The organism is Arthrobacter sp. UYP6, assembly GCF_040547315.1.
In the GTDB taxonomy this organism is placed as follows: domain Bacteria; phylum Actinomycetota; class Actinomycetes; order Actinomycetales; family Micrococcaceae; genus Arthrobacter_B.
Genome location: NZ_JBEPPM010000003.1, coordinates 189,084 through 208,761, shown reverse-complemented (window position 1 = coordinate 208,761; position 19,678 = coordinate 189,084). Strand labels below are relative to the sequence as shown.

Below are 19,678 nucleotides of genomic sequence, written 5' to 3'. Positions count from 1 at the left end.
GTCAGGCCTCCGCCAGCGTTCGGCCGACAATGAGCTGCATAATCTCGTTGGAGCCTTCCAGGATTTGGTGAACCCGCAGGTCCCGAACAATTTTCTCCACACCGTATTCGGAGAGATAGCCGTAGCCGCCGTGCAGCTGCAGCGCTTCGTTGGCTACGTTGAACGCGTTGTCAGTGGCCACCCGTTTGGCAATGGCGCAGAGGTGAACAACGTCGGGCGCTCCCCGGTCCAGCGCATCGGCACCCCGCCACAGCATGGTCCGCGCGGTCTGCAGATCCATTTCCATGTCCGCCAGGCGGAACAGCAGGGAGGACTGCTCGATGAGCGGTTTGCCGAAAGCGGTGCGCCCCTTCAGGTGCGCCACGGTCTTGTCCAGTGCTGCCTGCGCTCCGCCCAGGGAACACGCTCCCATGTTGAGGCGGCCGCCGTTCAGGCCCTTCATGGCAATGCCGAAACCGGCACCTTCTTCGCCCAGACGGTTGGCCGCCGGCACCCGCAGATCGGTGAAAATCACCTGTGCGGTGGGCTGGGCATTCCAACCCATCTTGCGCTCGGGCGGCCCAAAGGAGAGGCCCGGGGTGTCTGCCGGCACCACAATGGCGCTGATACCGCGCGGGCCCGCACCGCTGGTGCGGGCCATGACGATGTAATAGCTGGAGGATCCGGCCCCCGAGATGAACTGCTTGACGCCGTTGAGCACGTACTCGTCGCCGTCCCGTTCGGCCTTGGTGGTCAGCGCCGCCGCGTCCGAGCCCGCTCCCGGCTCGGTCAGGCAGTAGCTGCCCAACGCCTGCATGGATGCCAGTTCCGGAACCCATTGGGCCCGCTGGTCCGCGGTGCCAAAGGTGTCAATCATCCACACCACCATGTTGTGGATGGAGATATAGGCCGCAATGGACGGATCCGCCTTGGAGAGTTCTTCAAAAATCACCACCGCGTCCGAACGGGACAGACCCGAACCGCCGTATTCCTCCGAAGCGTAGATTGCTCCCATGCCGAGTTCTCCGGCCTGAGCCAAAACGTGGACCGGAAAGTACTTTGTCTCATCCCATTTCGCGGCATTGGGTGCCAGGGCATCGGAAGCGAATTCCGACACCATATCTCTGATGGCCCGCTGGTCCTCCGTGAGTCCGAACATTCCCTGCCCTTCATTGGTGCCGTGACGCCCAACTTACTTGGACTCCCTAGTAATTACTAGGGGCAGTTTCCGGGGTTCACGGCCAACAAATTCCGGACGGCGTCATACGTCAGTTTGCTGCCGGATCTTCCTGCCCGGTCACGGGGCTTAATCTGCGTTCACCGCGGGCCATCTACTTTGGCCCGCCCCGGAGCCGGGGCCTAACGTTTCGAAGCTGCGGGTCATTTGTCCGCAGCTTCACAACGCTTGAGGAGTACCCCATGCTGATCTCCGGCCTTTTTGTAGGCATGGCTCTGGGCTTTGTTATGCAGCGCGGCCGCTTTTGCGTGACCGGCGCCTTCCGCGATATCTGGGTTACGCGCAACACTCGCTGGCTCACCGCCTTCCTTGTGGTGGTTGCCGTCCAGAGTGTCGGTGTCTTTGCCCTGGATGCCGCCGGCGTCATTACTCTCGCCTCCGGTGCCTTTCCGTGGCTGGCCACGATCATTGGCGGATTTGTTTTCGGATTCGCCATTATCCTTGCCGGCGGCTGTGCTACCGGAACGTATTACCGTGCCGGCGAGGGCCTGGTGGGCAGCTGGCTTGCACTGATGACATATGCGTTGTTTGCCGCCGTCATGAAGACCGGTCCGCTGTCCGGCTTCAACACTGCCATGCGGTCCGTAACCGTTGAGCAGAGCACTTTCTATTCGGTCCTGAACGTTTCGCCCTGGATCTTCGTGGCCCTGTTGGTTGCCGGCGTAAGTCTGGCGGTCCGGCATCACCTGAGCAAACCGCGTTTCACGATGGCCACCCCGCCGGCGTCGAAAACCGGGCTGGCTCACCTGCTGTTCGAAAAGCCGTGGAACGCCTTCGCCACCGCAGCGATCATTGGGCTGATCGCCATTGCCGCCTGGCCGCTGAGCTGGGCCACGGGACGCGAAGCCGGCCTGGGAATCACCACGCCGTCCTCCAACGCCGTGAACTACTTCGTCACCGGCGATCCCGAGCTGGTGGACTGGGGCGTGCTCCTGGTTGCCGGCATCCTGGTTGGGTCCTTCATTGCCGCCAAGAGCAGCGGAGAATTCCGCATCCGCGTTCCCGATGCCGCCACCGTGGTGAAGAGCCTGAGCGGCGGCGCACTGATGGGAGTCGGAGCGGCCCTTGCCGGCGGCTGCACCATCGGCAATGCCAAGGTGGAGACCGCGCAGTTTAGCTTCCAGGGCTGGACGGCCCTGGTGTTCATGATCCTGGGCACCGGTCTGGGCGCACGGCTGACCATTATGAACCGCGGGCCGGCAGCCGGATCAGGTGCTGCAGGAAAGTCACCCGCCCGCACAGCAGCTCACGGCTAGTCGCAGCGCCGCCCAAAAGAACCACACCGCAAGAAAACCATCCCGCCCTGTTCCGGGCGGCCGTTGAAAGGAAATTTTCCGCATGGCACAGGTAACCCTTGAAACCAACGGACAGGTCTGCCCCTTCCCCCTGGTTGAGGCCAAGGAGGCCATGACCACGCTGGCTTCCGGAGACGAGCTGGTCATCCATTTCGACTGCACCCAGGCCACCGATGCCATTCCCCGCTGGGCTGCGGAGAACAGCTACCCGGTGACCGACTTCTCCAAAATCGGCCCGGCGCAGTGGTCCATCACGGTACAGAAGGCCTGACCCGGCGGCCGGCAGTCTCAGCGGCTGAAAGCCTCAGCGGCTAGCGGCGTCAGCGGCTCGCCCGGGCTGCGAAGGTGGTAATCCGCTGCCGCGTGTCAGCGGAGGACGCCATTGACGCGATCGTCTCGGCCTCCAGCTGCAGATGCTCCCCGTAACCGGCCAGGCTGCGGGCACGCAGCAGCCGTTTGGTGGGCCCGAGGGTGGCAACGGCCCCGGAGGCCAGCTGTTCCCCCAGTTGCCGTGCCCTCGAGGCAAGGTCCGCGGACGGGAGAAGTTCGTTCACCAGCCCCCACTCCAGTGCGTCGGTGGATCCTGCCGTCCGGCCGGTCAGGCACATCTCGGCCGCCCGGCGCGGACCAACCACTTCGGGGAGCAGATAGGACACCCCGCAGTCCGGTGTCAGCCCCACTCCCGCGTAGGCGGCCAGAAACCGCGCCTTCGGCGAGGCCAGGATAAAGTCCGTGTTCAGCACCAGCCCCAGGCCGGCCCCTGCCGCGGGTCCGTCCACCACGCCAATGCTGATCAGCCGGGACCGTGCCAGCGCCAGAACAAACTCATGCAGCTTGACCGCAAGTTCCCTGAGGAAACCGCCCTGGTCGGCGGCTGCGGCCATGGCAGCAACGTCCCCTCCAGCGCAGAAAAAACGCCCCGCGCCCTGCAGCAGGAGCACATGGGTATCCGTCCGAGATTCGGTGTCTGCGAGCGCGGCCCCCAGCTCTCCGGCCAGCTCCGGGTCCAGGGCGTTGGCCTGTTCGGGCCGGTTCAGCGTCAGCCGCGCCAGCGCGCCGTCGTACTCCAGAGTGAGATGGCGATAGGCCATGAAAGTGCCTCCTGTGCAGAGTGGTCCGGGCTGCGCGCCAGTCTAACCGCCCCGGACCCGTTCTTCCCCTGCGGGGTCCAATGGGACAGAATGTGGGCCAACAGGGCCGTGGGCGCATCGAAGGTGCGGCGGCGCACAGCATTCAACTCCGGGGGTACCGCATGTCCGTCAACCCGCTCATCTCCTTCTCCCGGAGTCAGTCCCTGGGAGATCTGCCCCGGCGCACCGCCCACCGCTTTCCGCAGCGCACCGCCGTTGTGGACGGTCCGGTACGCCTGACGTTCGCGGAGTTTGAGCAGGCGGTGGCATCGGCCGCGTCGGCTCTCCGGGCACACGGCATGGAGCCCGGCGACCGGCTGGCCCTGCTCTCCCGGAACAACTGGCAGTTTGCGGTGCTGGCGTTTGCCACCGCCCGCGCCGGAGTGGTGCTGGTGCCGATCAATTTCATGCTCGGGGCCGATGAGGTTGCCTACCTCCTGGACCACAGCGGTGCCACCGCGTTCGTGGTCCAGGACGGGCTGGTCTCCGTCGCCGAAGCGGCCATGGACGCTGCGGACACGGACGGCATCGTTGTGCGCTCCTGCATTTGCAGCGGAACCGGGGCCGCGCCTTCCGGGTGGGGGAACGTGCAGGACTGGATGGAGTTCGACGGCGCGGCGCCGGAGGTTACGGTGCCGGGGGTTACGGTGGCGGACGATGATCCGGTGCGCCTGATGTACACCTCCGGCACGGAGTCCCGCCCCAAAGGTGCACTGATGTCCAGCCGGTCCCTGCTGTGGGAATACGTCTCGGCGGTGGTGGACGGCAACATGGGTTCCGACGACGTTGACCTGCACACCCTGCCGCTCTACCACTGCGCCCAGCTGGACTGCTTTCTGGGACCGGACATCTATCTGGGTGCCACCAGCATCATCCTGCCGGCTCCGGATCCGGCGGCCATTCTGGCCGCGATTGAACGTGAGCGAGTCACCAAGTTCTTCGCCCCGCCCACGGTCTGGATTTCGCTGCTCCGCTCGCCGCACTTTGATGCCGCCAACCTCTCCTCCCTGCGCAAGGGCTACTACGGTGCGTCCGCCATGCCCGTGCAGGTGCTCAAGGAGCTGGCGCAGCGCCTGCCGGAGGTGCGGTTCTGGAACTTCTACGGCCAGACGGAAATGGCTCCGGTGGCCACCATCCTGGGACCGGAGGACCAGCTGACGCATGCCGGATCCGCCGGCAGGCCGTCCCTGAACGTGGAGACTGCGGTGGTGGACGACGACGGCCGCCCCGTTCCCGCCGGCACCGTCGGGGAAATCGTGCACCGCAGCCCGCACGCCACGTTGGGCTACTACCGCGATCCCGACCGCACGGCAGAGGCCTATTCCGGCGGCTGGTTCCATTCGGGTGACCTGGGATATTTCGACGAGGGCGGTTACTTGAGCGTGGTGGACCGCAAAAAGGACATGATCAAGACCGGCGGGGAAAACGTCGCCAGCCGCGAGGTGGAGGAAGCCATCTACCTGCTGGACGGTGTGGCCGAGACTGCGGTGTTCGGCGTTCCCCATCCGCACTGGGTGGAGGCGGTCGCGGCGGTGGTGGTGCCGCGGCCGGGAGCCGAGCTGACCCCCGAGGCCGTGATGGCACATACCCGCAGTGTCCTTGCCGGCTACAAGACACCCAAATACGTGGTGATTGCGGACGCGCTGCCCAAGAATCCCAGCGGCAAGATCGTCAAGCGCCTGCTGCGCGGCGAGCATTCCGCTCTGGGGCAGGAGGCCCCGGCCGGGGATATTGCCACGGCGCCCTAGCTGTCCTCCCGCCGCCGGGGGCCGCACTTACCGGCGGGTGCCGGCTTTGTCCAGGCCTCCGCGGAGGAACTCGCGGGCGCCAACCGCCAGGTCGAAACTGTCCTCCCACGTGTTGCGCCAGATCGCGAGGTCCGAGGACAAGGTGGGATGGACAACCTTGGAGGAGAAGGACTCAAAGGTGATGACGCCGTCGTACTCCGCTTCGGCCAGCGACGCGAAGGTCTCGGTCCAGGGCACGGATCCGGTTCCAAGCTGGCCGCGGTGGCTCTCGCCGACGTGGAAATACGCCAATTTACCGGCTGCCGCGGTGGCAACGATGGCATCCCGGAAACTGCGTTCCTCAATGTTCATGTGGTAGGTATCCAGATGGATGCCCACATTGTCGCGCCCAACATCATTTACGAAGTCGAGAGCCTGCTCCGCGGTGTTGAGGACGTTCGTTTCATATCGGTTCACCACCTCCAGCCCCACCCGGATCCCCGATTTTGCTGCCTCATCGGCCAGCAGGGCAATGGACTGTACCGAGTTGCCGCGCCCGGCAGCGCTCACCGGTTCCGTGTACCGGCCCAGCTTGGAATAGATCACACCACCTATGTAGTTCCCGCCCAGTTCGGCCACCATTTCGGCCACGCCAAGCAGGCGCTCGCGGCCGGCCCGGACAATCTGCGGATCAGTGCTGGATACGTCAGTGGCCTCATCCAGTCCCAACGTGGCCGAGACGGACAACCCGTTGTCAGCGAGAAGCGTCCGGATGTAGTGAAGGTCAAGGGCGCGCGGATCAACCGGCGGCAGTTCAATGAGCGAGTACCCTGCCCGGGCGGTACTGGTGATGGCGTGCTCCGCCTCGGGTTTGCTGAATCCGCCCACCCACACCATGCCGTGGATACCGATGGTGTTCATGTTGTTCCTCCATAGCGGCGGGTGGCGATGCCGTTGAGCAGCGCGGCGAGAATCAGGACGGTACCTAGGGCAAACAGCTGAATCTGGGCGCCGGTGTTGCCGGCGAAGAGCAGCAGCAGGCCGGCGTTGAGCCAGACAATCAGCAGGGCCGCCAGAACCACTCCGGAGACCCGGCCAATGCCGCCGGTAATGGCCACACCGCCAAGGACTGCAATGGTGATCGCCGGCAGGGCCATTCCATTGCCGGAAACTCCGGCGTCCGGCCTGGCCGAAGCAAACTGTGCCACCGTCACCACCGCCACCAGGCCGGAAAGAACGCCGGACAGCAGGTAGGCACCGAACCGGGTGCGGCGGGTATCAATGCCTGCCCACTGGGCGGCAGTGTTATTGGTGCCAACGGCAAAGATCCGCCGTCCGTACGCAGTCCTGGCCAGCAGGAACCAGATACAAAGCACGGCGGGGATCAGGAAGGTGAAAATGCCCAGCGGGATGTTGGGGATGTTGTGCCCGATCACGGGCAGCTCCACCGCTTTGGCAGTGGCATAAAAGTCCTGGATTCTGGGGGTGCTGATGGGCCGCTGGTTGTTGATGACCACCGCCAGCGATTTGAACGCGTAAAAGCTGGCCAGGGTTGCAATCAGCGGTGGAAAACCCAGATAGGCCACCAACACGCCGTTTACAGCGCCGCAAAGTGCGCCGAAAACCACGGCGGCGAGAATGCTCACCGGCAGGGAGAATTCCCACAGGCCGTAGGTGAAGCCAAAGACCATTCCGGTGAGGGAGACGATTGCCCCCACCGATAGATCGATCCCGCCGCGACCTGAAAGGATCACTACTAATTCCGCCAAAGCCAGCATGGTTAGGGGTACGGCATTGATCAGGGCTGCGGACATGTAGTCGGCGTTGTACTCGCCGGCCATATACCCGGCGGAACTCAGGGCGCTCATCACGGCAACAACCAGGACCAGCAGCACCGCCAGCAGGACGGTCCGCTGGGTTACCAGCGCCTTCAGCAGCCGGGGACCCAGCGGAGCCTTGGGCAACAGGCCGGTGGCCAGGAAATCCTCTGCGGCGCTCATGGCTTCCTCCTGGCCCGTTGGCGCAGGATGTCGGCGCCCACCGCAATAATGATGAACAGCCCCACGAACAGGTCCGCCAGCTGTGACGGCCACCCGAGCTGCGTCACCCCGGAAGCCACGCTCTGCACCAGCAGCGCGCCCAGCACCGTTCCGAGCACCGATCCGCGGCCGCCCAGGATCGATGTTCCCCCGATCACGACGGCGGCGATCACCGCTAGTTCGCGCCCGCTCCCTACGCTCTGGTCAAGGGTGGAGGTGCCCAGGGCAATGGTGAAGCAGGCGGCCAGGCCCACCAGCAGTCCGGTGAGCGTGTAGGCGATCAGCAGTTGCCGTTTCACCCGGACGCCGGCCAGCCTGGCTGCTTCCATATCGCCTCCTACCGCGAAAAAATGACGGCCACCGGGAGTATGCCGCAGATACCACCACGCCGCCGCTGCGACGAGAAGAGTGATGAAGAAGCTGTGGGGAACGCCGGCGGTCCTTCCGGCTTCTCCCCTGCCGAAAAACGCAAAGGTATCCGGAATGCCGTTGACTGTGGCCGAGCCGAAAATCCGCAGGCCCAGGAAGAGGAACAGGTTTGCGGTCCCGAAGGTGATGATGATGGCGTGCACCCGGCCAAAAGCGATCAGCAGTCCGTTGAGGGAGCCCAGGGCGGCGCCCAGCGCCATGGAGATGAGCATGGCCGGAAGCAGCGGCAATCCGCCGTCCACCAGGAGCTTCGCGGTCACCACCGAAGTGACCATCAGAGCAGCAGCCACCGATATGTCGATGCCGCCGGTGATAATCACAATGGTCATGCCCACACCGATCAGTGCAATCGGTGCCACCGAGGTGAGCAGCGGCTGGAGAGATCCCGGGGTCAGAAAGGACGAGGTCATAAACCCCAATGCCGTCCACAGCACCGCAATGACGCCGATGAGGACCAGTTCCTGGCCGGTGACGGGAAACGGCAGGATCCGGCTGCGGATCTGCGGTGCCCCGGAAACCGCCCGCGCCGGCGCTGAATGCGGGGTGCCGGCAGTCATGGGGTCCTTCCGTCCGGCGTTGGATCCTGTGACTCTCCCGCAGCTGCCGTGAGCACATCCACCTGCGTTGTTTCGGGCCCGAACTTCGCCGTTATGGTGCCGGCGCGGACCACCAGGATGGAGTCACAAAGACCCATCACTTCCGTCAGATCCGAGGTCGCCACCAGCACCGCGCTGCGCTGGTCTGCGAGTTCGGCGATGATGCGGTGGATCTCCTCCTTGGCACCAATGTCGACGCCCTGGGTGGGTTCCACCAGGACCAGCAACCGTGGCCGGCCAACAAGCTGCCGGGCGAGGACAACTTTCTGCGCGTTGCCGCCGGACATGGCACTGATCGGCGTTTTTTCATCAGGGGTACGGATGGACAACTGCCGGATCAGGTCCCGGGCCGTTCGTGTTTCACTGCGCCGGTTGACCAGAAAGTGAGCCCGGCTAAAGAACCGCAGGTGACCCACTGAGATATTGAAGGCAATGGACTGGAAGGAAAACATGCCCTGTGCCTTCCGGTTCGCCGGCAGCAGCGCAATCCCGAGCCGCTGGGCGTGGGCCGGCGAGCGCGGGTCCACACGTCGCCCGCCCAGTGTCATGCTTCCGCCCGAGGGAGCAAGGATCCCGTACAGGGCCGAGGCGACGTCTCCGGCCCCTGAACCGACCAACCCGTAGAGCCCCACAATTTCGCCCCGACGGATGCTAAAGCTGATGTCCCGGAAGCGGCTCCCGGCGCTGAGGCGATCCAGTTCCAGGAAGGGCTCCGGATCTGGAGGCTTCCTTTCCATCCGGTCCCCGGTGAGGACCCCGCCCACCATCAGTTCAGCCATCCGGCGGACGCTGAGCTCGCCGGCGGGCCTCGTTTCGATTGTCCGTCCGTCCCGCATGACGGTGATCTCGTCCGCTATGCGGGAAAGTTCATCGAGCCGGTGCGAAATGTAGATGACGCTCACGCCCTTGGCTACCAGGGCACGGATTACGGCAAACAAGCGGTCAATTTCGGCGTCGGACAGAATGGCCGAAGGTTCGTCGAGGATCAGCACGGACGCGTCGCGGGCCAGTGCCTTGGCGATCGACACCTGCTGTTTCTCGGCGATGGACAACTCGCCCACCGGTACCCGGATGTACTTCTGCGGCAAGCCGATGACGTCAAGCAGATCGGCTACCTCATCAGTGGCCTTGCGCCAATCGATCCGGATCCCCTGGGTGAGCTCGCGCCCTATATAGACGTTTTCCACGACTGTCAGTTCATCAAACAGCTGCGGTTCCTGGTAAACGGTCTCGATGCCCAGGTTCAGGGCACCAACGGTGGAGCCGGCCGTGACGGGCTCGCCGTCAAACATGATGACGCCGGCGTCCGGAACCTCGGCGCCGGAAATGATCCGGATCAGAGTGGATTTTCCGGCGCCGTTTTCCCCGATGAGCGCGTGGACGCTGCCGGGGCGGACCGAAAAATCCGCATTCGTGAGGGCCTGCACGCCGCCAAACCGTTTGGAGATTCCGCGCAGCTCAAGGCGGGGTGCCGTGATCGTAGTGGATGAATCGGCCATCTGTCCTCCTACTCGTTGAGTCATTCACGGTCCCTGCCGCAGCCGGCCCGAGAGCGCGCCCGGTACCCGGACCTGCAGTCGGAGGCTAGTAGTCAAAGTCCCCTACGTTGTCGGCGGTAATGATGAGGGGATCACCCAGCAGCAGCACCTTGGAGCTGCTGTCGAAGGTGATGGCGTCCATTCCCTCCCCCACATTGTTTTCAGCCGCCAGCTCGTTGCCTTCTGCAAGCTGCTGCCCCGTCCATGCCGTGAGATAGCCCAGGTTCTCCACGTTCCACAGCACCGAGGCGCTGGTGGAGCCGTCCTCGAGGTAAGGCGCCATGGACTGCGGTGTTCCCAGCCCTGTAGTGAACACTTCTCCGATTCGGCCGGCATCACGGACAGCCTGTGCCACTCCGGGGGCTGAGGACGTGCACTCCCCCACCAGCCCGGTCAGGTCGGGGTGCGCGTTCATCAAGTCAGTGGCCATGGAAGTGGCCTTGGCCTGGTCCTCGCCGGCGTAGACAATGTCTACGATTTCGGCGTCGGGATATTTTTCGGCGGTGTAGCTTTCCTGCACCGTAATCCAGGAATTGAGGTTTTCAGCGGTCTCACCGCAGGAGACAATCGCGTATTTTCCGGACCCGCCCATCGCCTCCATCATTTGATCCGTCAACGCCTGTCCGATGCCCTCGGCCGAGGCCTGGTTGACGAAGACCTCGCGGACGGAGCCGGGGGCGTCAGTATCCGAGGTAGCCACCTTGATGCCGGCGGCCTGCGCTTCCTGGAGCAGGGGAGCCATGGAATCCGGGTCGTTGGGTGCCACGATCAGCGCGTCCACACCCTGCTGGATGAAGGACCGGACAATATCCGCCTGGGCCGCGGCGTCCGCCGTCGTCGGACCCTGGTAGAGCCACTCGATGCCCATATCCCCGGCGGCTTTTTGTCCGCCGGTGTTCATCGCCTCAAAATAGGGGATGCCGGAGAGCTTGGGGACAAAGGCCACCGTGATGGTTTCATCCCCACCGGTTGCCGCTGTGCCGGAGTCGGCATCATTCTTGCTGGTGCAGCCTGCAGCGGCAAGAAGCACAACCGCTGCTGCCGCCCCGAATACACCTGTCCTGGATGTGCTGCGCATGTTATCTCCCTAGTTCCTGCTGGTTGTTGGTGTCTGTGCTTCTGAGTGCTTCGGCATGGCCGCTTCCCTTCCCCGGATGCGGGGCGGCCACCGTGTGGACTGGTACGTTGCGGCGCTTCCAATCGCGCACAAACGCGTCGCTGATGTGTTCGTCGGTGTACATGCCGGTAATCCGGTCCGGGGCAACAAACGGATGCAGCCCCAGCTGGCCAGCCTTGACGGAGCTGAACATGGCATAGACGGAGGTACAGACGCTGGCCAGGTGGCGCTTGGCGTTCGCTTCTTCAAGTGCCAGTTCAGCGAGTCCGAATTCGAGGGAAATGCTCTTGACTCCGAAGAACCCTTTGGAGATGCGGCCGCGGTCCTTCAAAACATCCTCCACCGGACCCACGAGGGAAGCCGACGAGCGGCGGACTGTACCGCCGGGCATCAGCACCAGGGCATTGGACTGCTCCATGAACAGCGTCGCCACCCGAAGCCCGTTGGTGACGACCAGCAGGTTGCGTCTGCTGAGGAGTTCATGGGCGAGGTAGAAGCAGGTAGTTGAGGCGTCGATGGCGATGGTGTCCCCGTGGTGAACAAGCGGAGCCACGGCCCGGGCCAGGAGGAGCTTGGTTTCGCGTTGGGAGCGAAGCCGAAGGCTGAACGCTCCCTCGTCCGCTGCCTCGGAGGGGACAGCTCCGCCGCGCACCCTGCGCAGTAGCCGGTGACGCTCCATGGCGGCCAGGTCCTTGCGCACCGTGACTTCCGAAACCCCGAAGCGGCAGGCCAGATCACGGACCAGCACGGCGCCCTGGGCGTCAAGTTCCACCAGGATCTCGTGTTCCCGCGCGGCTTCATTGCGGTTGGGTTTCACGCAGGACCTCCGACCACATCGGCGAAAGCAGCCACCGGGACCGGCGACACGTTCAAGTTATGGCAGCGGTACCGGCGGGTCAATGAACGAAGCTCAAAGCCAACCAAGTAGGTTTCGAATGGTCGCTTTCAGCTTTCGTTTATCTCCTGCGCACGTCCCTTTTGACGGCTGGCCAACAGCTGGCCTAGTTTTGCAGCTATATAGACGTGATGTGGATCACCGTCGAACACCGGCAAAAAGGATACGCAGCAATGGAACACAAATACCTCGGCAACAGCGGACTGAAGATCTCCGAGATCATTTACGGCAACTGGCTGACCCATGGCTCCCAGGTGGAGAACGACGTCGCCGCCGCGTGCGTGCGGGCCGCCCTGGACGCCGGGATCAGTACCTTCGATACGGCCGACGCGTACGCCAATACCGCCGCGGAAGCAGTGCTTGGCACCGCCCTGAAGAGCGAGCGCCGGGAATCGCTGGAGATTTTCACGAAGGTGTACTGGCCCACGGGCCCGGCCGGGCACAATGACTCCGGTTTGTCGCGCAAGCACATTATGGAGTCCATCAACGGATCCCTGCAGCGCCTGCAGACCGACTACGTTGACCTGTACCAGGCCCACCGGTACGACTCCGAGACACCGCTGGAAGAAACCATGCAGGCCTTCGCGGATGTGGTGCGCCAGGGCAAGGCCCTGTACATCGGTGTCAGCGAATGGAATGCCGAGCAGCTCAGGGCCGGCCAGGCCCTCGCCAAGGAACTGGGCTTCGCCCTGGTCTCCAACCAGCCGCAGTACAACATGCTCTGGCGCGTGATCGAAGCGGAGGTGGTCCCGGCGTCGGAAGAGCTGGGCATCTCCCAGATTGTCTTCTCCCCCATGGCGCAGGGGATCCTCAGCGGCAAGTACAAGCCGGGAGCTGATCTGCCCGAGGGCAGCAGGGCCACTGATGCGTTGGGCGGCGCTAAGATGATTGGCCGCTGGATGAACGACGACGTCCTGGCCGGGGTGCAGAAACTGCAGCCGATCGCCGATGAGACCGGGCTGACCATGGGCCAGCTGGCCCTTGCCTGGGTGCTGCAGAATCCGAACGTTGCCGGGGCCATCATCGGCGCTTCGCGTCCGGAGCAGATCACCTCCAACGTCCAGGCGGCGGGAGTCGAACTCAAGCCGGACGTTTTGGCCCGGATCGACGCCGCCGTGGGCTCCCTGGCCGAGCGCGATCCGGCCAAGACCCAAGCCCCCGAGGGCCGCCCGTCCTAGCCCGGGGACCTCGAGGCGGGACGGCCGGGAATATCCGCAGCAATTCCCCGGCCACCCGCCTCAGACCGCCGTGAGCGGAGCCCTCGATCCCACCAGGTCATGCGCCAGGTAGAGGGCTCCATGCACGCCCGCACGTTCACCCAGATCGGGGCTGCACACGTAGCCGCTGTCCGGCCGGGTCAGCGGATGCCCGTCCAGGGCACCTCCCACCAGTACCGCCAGCTGGCTCCGGGCGGCAGAGAGCAGTCCGGGCAGCTGAAGGACGCCTCCCCCCAGAATGATGCGGTCCGGCGCCACCGTATAGGTCACGGCTGCAAGCAGCTGGGCCAGGTAATAGGCCAGGACGGGCACGGCTTCGGCAGTCGCCGCGGCGTCCAACAGCTCCCCCGGGCGGCCCCATCTCGCCCTGACAGCCGGTCCGGAGGCCAGACCCTCCGCACAGTCACCGTGAAAGGGACAGATTCCGGGGAAATCGTCCCCGGGGTAGCGCCGCAGAAGCTGGTGACCCATCTCGGGATGACTGCGCTTCAGGAACGGGCTGCCGTCAGCGGCAAAACCGGCACCAATTCCGGTGCCCACAGTCACGTACGCCACGTTTCTGAAACCCGCCCCCGCCCCGGCACGCTGTTCCCCCACCGCCGCGCCGGTCACATCAGTGACCACCTGCAGGGGCACGGTGTCACCCAAACCAAGGGCCCGGGGAACGTCCGTGTTGCGCCACCCCGGTTTTGGAGTGGAGGTAATCCATCCGTAGCTGGGCGAGGAGCTGTCCACGTTAACGGGGCCGAAAGCAGCTAGGCCGACGGCGTCCAGCGCACCTGAGGAAGCATGGCGGTTCAAAAACGACCGAACCGCGCCTAGGGTTTCGGCCGGAGATGTGGTGGGTATGCGGATCTGCTCAATGATGCTTCCCGGCGCCGCGGTCTCAGCAACCGCGCAGATGACCTTGGTCCCGCCGGTCTCGATGCCGGCAATCACCCCTGCCCCCGCCCTGCACCGGCACCTTCGGCGTGATCAGCCCCAACGGTCTCCCCCGCACCGGCGAAGTAATTTTCACCTTCATGAGCAGAGTCGCCGATGCAGCGCAGCACCGGCCAGGCACCGGCCGATGCCGGTGCCGCAGCCAGGGCCGTGCCGTCGCGGCGGGAAACGGTGAACGTTACGGTTTCCCCCGGCAGGACGGTTCGCAGCATCTCGTTTACCCGCAGCAGCGGCGCGGGGACCGCCAGCTCTTCGGCCAGCCGGTCGGCGAAGAGGCAGAGATCCTGCAGGAGGGTGCTGGCCCGGACTGTGACGAGGAGGGTTCCCCCGGAAAGGTCCACGGATGATTCAAACCGCGGAGCCGGAGCGTCAAAGGCAGCGTCGGGAACAAAGAACCACAGCGCCCGGCCGGCCGGGGTTCCGCCGGCATCACCGGCGCTGGACGAGCCGGTACTGAACGAGCCGGCGTTGCCGGCAACCGTGTAATCGGCAACCAGGAACTCCCCCTCCCCGTTGATGCTGGAGGCGAGTCCGCCGTCGAGCGCTACGCGGGTGGTGGAATCGGGAGCCGTTTCCAGCTGATACGAGGCACGGGACACCTCTGTTCCGTGCGCCCGCAATCGGCGGACCTGCACCTCGGTGGACCAGGGAAGCGTTCCGTCGTTGACGGCAACCAGTTCCAGACCTTCCGGTCCGGTGGGGTCAAGGGTGCCGCCGGGAATGCGCGGCACAATGGTCACGAGATGCGCGGCGAAGGAGCGACGCAGGGCAAACCAGACGGGTTTCTCTATCCCGGCACCGTCCACCGCGGACCAGCTCAGCACCGGCCAGCAGTCATTGAGCTGCCAGATGACCACGCCGGCGCACCGTTCCCGGGACCGCAGCCACTCCGCGCCGGCACTCTGGCTCCGGGCCTGGACCACCTGAGTCAAATAGTGCCAGTCCTCGGCCGTCGAAGGAGCACCAAAATACGGCTCCAGGCCTCGGGCCAGTTTTTCCATCCCCCGGTCAGCCCGCATGTGGTGTTCCACCTGGGGGTTGGCGGGCAACAGCCCGCCCTCCGTCACCGCTGCGCGCAGGGTGCTCCACGCTGGCGGGGCGCACCAGCCCATCTCGGAGACGAAAGCAGGATCCACGTCGCGGTAGTGAGCGTAGTCCAGGTCATTCCACACAGTCCAGATGTGCACCGGGCCGCTTTCCGGGTTGTTCGGATGCACATCCAGCGAGCCTGACCAGGGGCTGTTGGGCAGGTAGGGACGGCCGGGATCCACCCGGTCAATGACGGCCGGAAGGATCTCCGTATAGAACTTTGCACCCCAGGAGCGGCCCTGCAGGACCTCACGCCAGCCCCAGTCAAAGTCTCCCCACACGCATTCGTTGCCCCCGCACCACAGCACCAGGCTCGGATGGGCGGACAACCGCGCCACTGCCTGCTCCGCCTCGACGGTGACACTGGCGATCATCTCGGGTGACTCGTCGTAAGCACTGCAGGCAAAGAGGAAGTCATGCCACACCATGAGGCCGCGCTCGTCGCAGCCGTCCATGAACGCATCGGTGGAGAAATAGCCGCCGCCCCAAACGCGCAGCAGGTTAGCCCCGCCGTCAACCGCCTGATCCAACCGTTGGCCTAGCCTCTCAGCGGTCACCTCAGCAATAAAGGGATCCTCGGGAATCCAGTTATAGCCGCGGATCCGGACACGACGCCCGTTCACCACGATCGCCCAGCCGGTGCCGGCTTCGTCAGGGCTTTCGTCAATGGCCACCGACCGCAGTCCCAGCCGGCGTTCCCCGGAAGCCACTGTTTCGCCGTCGTACTGCACTTCGACGGCGAGCGCATACAAAGGCTGGCCGCCCAGCCCCGCCGGCCACCACAGACGGGGCTCGGGCACCGGCAGTTTCACTGTCGTATCCCCTGCCGCCGTCAGCGGCACCGTGCCGCGGGCAACCTCCCTGCCGTCCGGATCGGTCAGTACGGCGGCCAGGCTCAGGCCTTCCCCGTCTCCTGGGAGTTCGACGCCGACGGTGGCGTGCACCGTTGCCTCACCGGCGCCCTCCAGTGTGACGCTGGGACGGATGGAATCGATCCGGGCAACGGACCAGGTCTCCAGCCGGATGGGCTGCCAGATCCCGGCGGTGACATAGTGCGGTCCCCAGTCCCAGCCAAAGTTGCAGGCACTCTTGCGGATGTAGGGATACGGCTCGGCGTAGGGACGCGGAAGCTCGCCAACAACACTCTCGCACTCGTGCGCCGCGTCCCAGGCAGAGCCAAAGGTGATGGCCAGGACGTTTTCGCCCTCCACCAGCAGGTGGCCAACATTCCAGCGCCAGGCAACGTGCTGGTCGGAGGTACGGGCAATCTCCTGGCCGTTCAGGCGTACGACGGCGACGGTGTCCAGTCCGTCGGCAACCAGTTCGGTGCGGGTCTCCGGGGCGTCAGAGGTTTCCGGGGTTTCCTGCTCTGTGCCGTTCCATTGGAAGGAACGTGAATAGGTCCATGTCGAGTGCCCGATCCAAGACTGTTCCAGCTCGCCAAAGCCTGCATCGGGATCCTGCAGCAGCCCGGCTGCCATCAGGTCCGTGTGTACCTGTCCCGGGACGGTGGCGGTCAGCGGCACGCCGGTGCGGGCGTAAGCAGGAGATTCCTCCGGACCGCCCTGCCAGGTCAGGTCCCACAGTCCGTTGAGGTCCAGGCTGTGTCCGGGCCGGGAGGCCGGCTGTTCGGTGATCGGGTGCGTCATGTGGTGCTGCTGTGTCATATGGTGCTGCTGTGTCATCTACTGCTCCAAAAGCGGTGCGGGCGGCATTGCCGCAGGGATAGGTCCGGATCAGGCGTTCAGCCGTTTCTCGGGGTTGGGTGCGGCCTCAGCCAAAAGTCGGGTGTACTCGTGCTGCGGGTTCAGGATGACGTCGTCCGCAGCCCCGCGTTCAACAATTTCCCCCTTGAACATGACCAGGATGTCGTCGGAGAAATGCCGCGCCGTGGCCAGGTCATGGGTGATGTAGAAAACGCCAAGGTTCTCCTCCCGCTGCAGATCTGCCAGCAGGTTCAGGACACCGAGCCGGATGGAAACATCCAGCATGGACACCGGTTCATCTGCCACCAGGATGCGCGGTTCCGGGGCCAGTGCCCTGGCAATGGCGATGCGCTGGCGCTGCCCGCCGGAAAGCTCATGCGGTTTGCGGCCGGCCATGTCTGGTTCCAGGCGCACGCGTTCCAGCAGCCGGTAAACCCCGGCCATCACCTCGTCGCGCCCGGACGCCTTACCGTGCAGGATCAACGGCCGCCCCAGGTGGTGGGCGATGGTGTGATAGGGGTTCAGGGAGGCGAAGGGGTCCTGGAAAACCATCTGGACGTCGCTGCGATACTGCTTCAATCCGGCACCGCGGCGGATCACGGGTTTGCCGTCCAACACAATCCGCCCGGAGGTTGGCTTCTCCAGTTGCATGAGCAGTTTCGCCAGGGTGGACTTGCCGCTGCCGCTTTGTCCCACCAGGGCTACCGTGCGTCCGGTTTCGACGGCGAAGCTCACGTGGTTGACGGCAGTTAGCGTACGGGACTGCCGTCCGTCCCGCAGCCGGTACTCCTTCACCAGGTCCTGCACTTCGAGGACGCTCATCGCTGCACTCCGGTTTCATGGTCATGGACTGTTCCGCGGACAAAGGCGCCGCGTTCACCGGTGAGGCTGGGAAAAGAAGCGAGCAGTGTGCGGGTGTATTTGTGCTGCGGATTGGTGTAAAGCTCCACGGCATCGCCAAGCTCAACAATTTCGCCGTCCCGCATGACCGCAATGCGGTCGCTGATCTCCAGCAGGAGCGGAAGATCATGCGTAATGAAGATGACCGCGAATCCCAGTTCCTCCCGGAGCCGCGTTATTTCCCGCAGGATTTCGCGCTGCACCACCACGTCCAGTGCTGTGGTCGGTTCGTCCATGATCATGACCTGGGGGTCCAGTGCCATGGCCATGGCGATCATGACCCGCTGGCGCATGCCGCCGGAGAGTTCGTGGGGATAGGATTTCAAACGCGTCCGGTCCACGCCCACGCGTTCAAGCAGTTCAGCGCATCTTTCCCGGCGCTCCTTCTTTCCCAGGTCCGGCCGGTGGGTGGTGAAGATGTCCTCCATCTGCGACTGGATGGAGATCACCGGGTTCAGGGAATTCATGGCGCCCTGGAAGACCATGGAGATCTTGTCCCAGCGGAAGGCCCGCAGTTCCTCCCCCGACAGCTCGCCGAGGTCAATGGAGTATCCCTCCCGGGAGTGGAAGGAAACATCGCCGCCGGTGATCACTGCCGGTGGCTTGAGCAGCCGGTTGATTCCGTAGGCCAACGTCGATTTCCCGCAGCCGCTTTCACCGGCCAGGCCCAGGATTTCACCCCGGCCAAGGGCCAGGGTTACGTTCCGCACCGCTCTGACGGTGCGCTCGCCCTGGTACTCCACGCTGAAATCCGCAATGCTCAGGACCGGATGGCTGAGGGCAGCCGCAGCACGTTCGCGGCGGCCCTGGAGCACTCCGCGGCGGGCTTCGTCTTCATCCTCTGCTTCGGCAACGCTTGCAGGCTGATCCAGGCTCACAGGACACCGTCCTTGTCTGCCAGCCGCAGCTGGGCTTTGGAGACCTTCCATGTGCGGCGTGTTCCCCGGGTCTGGGCACGGAGCTTGGGATTAATGATCTCGTCAATGGAGAAATTGATGAGGGAAAGAGCAGCCCCGAAAGCGGCGATCAGCAGCCCCGGCGGCACAAACCACCACCATGCCCCGAGGCGCAGAGCCAGACCGTTCTGGGCAAAGTACAGCATGGTGCCCCAGGTGAAGGACCCCGAAGCCCCCAAGCCGAGGAAGGAGAGCCCCGCCTCCCCCAGAATCGCGAAGATCACGGCAAAAACTGCCTGGGATGCCAGCAGCGGGATCAGGTTGGGCAGGATTTCAATGCCCAGGATCCGCCACGGTTTCTCGCCGGACACCCGCGCGGCGGCCACATAGTCCCGGTTGCGGACGCTGAGGGTGTACCCCCGCAGCACGCGTGCCGAACCGGCCCAACCGGTGACGGCCAGGACAAAAGCCACCAGATAGATGCTCTTGTCCGGAACGTAGCTGGAAATGATGATCACCAGGGGCAGTCCCGGGATCACCAGCATGACGTTGCTGAACAAGGAGAAGGTTTCATCCAGCCATCCGCCGGCGTACGCACCGACAATGCCGAAGACAGCTGAGAGGAGCACCGTCAGCACCCCCACGATCAGGCCGATAGTCAGGGAGCCCCGGGTTGCGTAAGCCAGCTGGGCAAACACATCCTGCCCGGTCTGGGTAGTGCCCAGAATAAAGCCGTTTCCCGGACCGGAGAGACCAATGTTGTTGACCGTGGAGGGGTTGCCCACCAGCATCGGGCCGAAAAGGCCAAAAGCCGTAATGGCTCCCGCGATGATCAGCCCCGAGGCTAGCTTGGGCGTCATGGGCGGAAAGGCACGCTTGGGCCTTGAACTGAGGGCTGCCGCAGCAGCCAGATCGGGATCCTGCGTGGTGCTGGTCATGGCCGGCC

Annotated in this window: 17 protein-coding genes; 4 read left to right on the top strand and 13 right to left on the bottom strand. The window is 64.4% G+C overall.

What is annotated here, in order from left to right; translation table 11 throughout:
• Position 1: 1 nt before the first annotated feature.
• Entirely contained in the window at positions 2–1,138 is a 1,137-nt protein-coding gene (locus tag ABIB35_RS04005) for an acyl-CoA dehydrogenase family protein (RefSeq protein ID WP_354179104.1), read from the bottom strand.
• A gap of 260 nt (positions 1,139–1,398) precedes the next feature.
• Between ABIB35_RS04005 and ABIB35_RS04000 the strand changes: the two genes are divergently transcribed.
• Both ABIB35_RS04000 and ABIB35_RS03995 read left to right on the top strand, forming a co-directional pair.
• Complete coding sequence (locus ABIB35_RS04000) at positions 1,399–2,472, top strand: YeeE/YedE family protein (protein ID WP_354179102.1); 1,074 nt, start codon at positions 1,399–1,401, stop codon at positions 2,470–2,472.
• An 82-nt stretch (positions 2,473–2,554) separates the two neighbouring features.
• Positions 2,555–2,782 carry a sulfurtransferase TusA family protein gene (locus ABIB35_RS03995; RefSeq protein WP_354179100.1) on the top strand — a complete coding sequence of 76 codons (228 nt, stop codon included), beginning with the start codon at positions 2,555–2,557 and terminating at the stop codon, positions 2,780–2,782.
• Positions 2,783–2,831: 49 nt separating this feature from the next.
• Here ABIB35_RS03995 and ABIB35_RS03990 read toward each other — a convergent pair whose 3' ends face one another.
• Positions 2,832–3,602 carry an enoyl-CoA hydratase/isomerase family protein gene (locus ABIB35_RS03990; protein ID WP_354179098.1) on the bottom strand — a complete coding sequence of 257 codons (771 nt, stop codon included), beginning with the start codon at positions 3,600–3,602 and terminating at the stop codon, positions 2,832–2,834.
• 161 nt (positions 3,603–3,763) lie between these two features.
• Here ABIB35_RS03990 and ABIB35_RS03985 point away from each other — a divergent pair, with 161 nt between their 5' ends.
• Complete coding sequence (locus ABIB35_RS03985; protein WP_354179096.1) at positions 3,764–5,389, top strand: fatty acyl-CoA synthetase; 1,626 nt, start codon at positions 3,764–3,766, stop codon at positions 5,387–5,389.
• 27 nt (positions 5,390–5,416) lie between these two features.
• On the opposite strand, the gene ABIB35_RS03980 is transcribed toward ABIB35_RS03985, so the two are convergent.
• The 6 genes from ABIB35_RS03980 to ABIB35_RS03955 all read right to left on the bottom strand — a co-directional run bounded on the left by ABIB35_RS03980 (position 5,417) and on the right by ABIB35_RS03955 (position 11,904).
• Complete coding sequence (locus ABIB35_RS03980; protein WP_354179094.1) at positions 5,417–6,289, bottom strand: sugar phosphate isomerase/epimerase family protein; 873 nt, start codon at positions 6,287–6,289, stop codon at positions 5,417–5,419.
• A complete protein-coding gene (locus ABIB35_RS03975; RefSeq protein WP_354179091.1) occupies positions 6,286–7,368 on the bottom strand; it encodes an ABC transporter permease in 1,083 nt (360 codons plus the stop codon). The genes ABIB35_RS03980 and ABIB35_RS03975 overlap by 4 nt, the downstream gene beginning before the upstream one ends.
• Complete coding sequence (locus ABIB35_RS03970; RefSeq protein ID WP_354179089.1) at positions 7,365–8,393, bottom strand: ABC transporter permease; 1,029 nt, start codon at positions 8,391–8,393, stop codon at positions 7,365–7,367. The genes ABIB35_RS03975 and ABIB35_RS03970 overlap by 4 nt, the downstream gene beginning before the upstream one ends.
• Positions 8,390–9,931: a sugar ABC transporter ATP-binding protein gene (locus tag ABIB35_RS03965; protein WP_354179087.1), complete on the bottom strand. Its 1,542-nt coding sequence runs from the start codon at positions 9,929–9,931 to the stop codon at positions 8,390–8,392. The genes ABIB35_RS03970 and ABIB35_RS03965 overlap by 4 nt, the downstream gene beginning before the upstream one ends.
• Before the next feature lie 85 nt (positions 9,932–10,016).
• Positions 10,017–11,048, bottom strand: coding sequence for an autoinducer 2 ABC transporter substrate-binding protein (locus tag ABIB35_RS03960; RefSeq protein WP_354179085.1), 1,032 nt, complete (start codon positions 11,046–11,048; stop codon positions 10,017–10,019).
• A gap of 1 nt (position 11,049) precedes the next feature.
• Positions 11,050–11,904 carry a DeoR/GlpR family DNA-binding transcription regulator gene (locus ABIB35_RS03955; RefSeq protein ID WP_354179084.1) on the bottom strand — a complete coding sequence of 285 codons (855 nt, stop codon included), beginning with the start codon at positions 11,902–11,904 and terminating at the stop codon, positions 11,050–11,052.
• A 251-nt stretch (positions 11,905–12,155) separates the two neighbouring features.
• On the opposite strand from ABIB35_RS03955, the gene ABIB35_RS03950 reads away from it, so the two are divergent.
• Positions 12,156–13,160, top strand: coding sequence for an aldo/keto reductase family protein (locus ABIB35_RS03950; RefSeq protein ID WP_354179082.1), 1,005 nt, complete (start codon positions 12,156–12,158; stop codon positions 13,158–13,160).
• 60 nt (positions 13,161–13,220) lie between these two features.
• On the opposite strand, the gene ABIB35_RS03945 is transcribed toward ABIB35_RS03950, so the two are convergent.
• From ABIB35_RS03945 to ABIB35_RS03925, 5 genes are all read right to left on the bottom strand, one after another.
• Complete coding sequence (locus ABIB35_RS03945) at positions 13,221–14,138, bottom strand: ROK family protein (protein WP_354179081.1); 918 nt, start codon at positions 14,136–14,138, stop codon at positions 13,221–13,223.
• Positions 14,135–16,915: a glycoside hydrolase family 2 protein gene (locus tag ABIB35_RS03940; protein ID WP_354179079.1), complete on the bottom strand. Its 2,781-nt coding sequence runs from the start codon at positions 16,913–16,915 to the stop codon at positions 14,135–14,137. The genes ABIB35_RS03945 and ABIB35_RS03940 overlap by 4 nt, the downstream gene beginning before the upstream one ends.
• 51 nt (positions 16,916–16,966) lie before the next feature.
• Positions 16,967–17,758, bottom strand: coding sequence for an ABC transporter ATP-binding protein (locus tag ABIB35_RS03935; RefSeq protein ID WP_354179077.1), 792 nt, complete (start codon positions 17,756–17,758; stop codon positions 16,967–16,969).
• Positions 17,755–18,600, bottom strand: a complete 846-nt coding sequence (locus ABIB35_RS03930; protein ID WP_502915725.1) for an ABC transporter ATP-binding protein — start codon at positions 18,598–18,600, stop codon at positions 17,755–17,757. The genes ABIB35_RS03935 and ABIB35_RS03930 overlap by 4 nt, the downstream gene beginning before the upstream one ends.
• 110 nt (positions 18,601–18,710) lie before the next feature.
• A complete protein-coding gene (locus ABIB35_RS03925; RefSeq protein WP_354179075.1) occupies positions 18,711–19,670 on the bottom strand; it encodes an ABC transporter permease in 960 nt (319 codons plus the stop codon).
• Between the last annotated feature and the right edge of the window lie 8 nt (positions 19,671–19,678).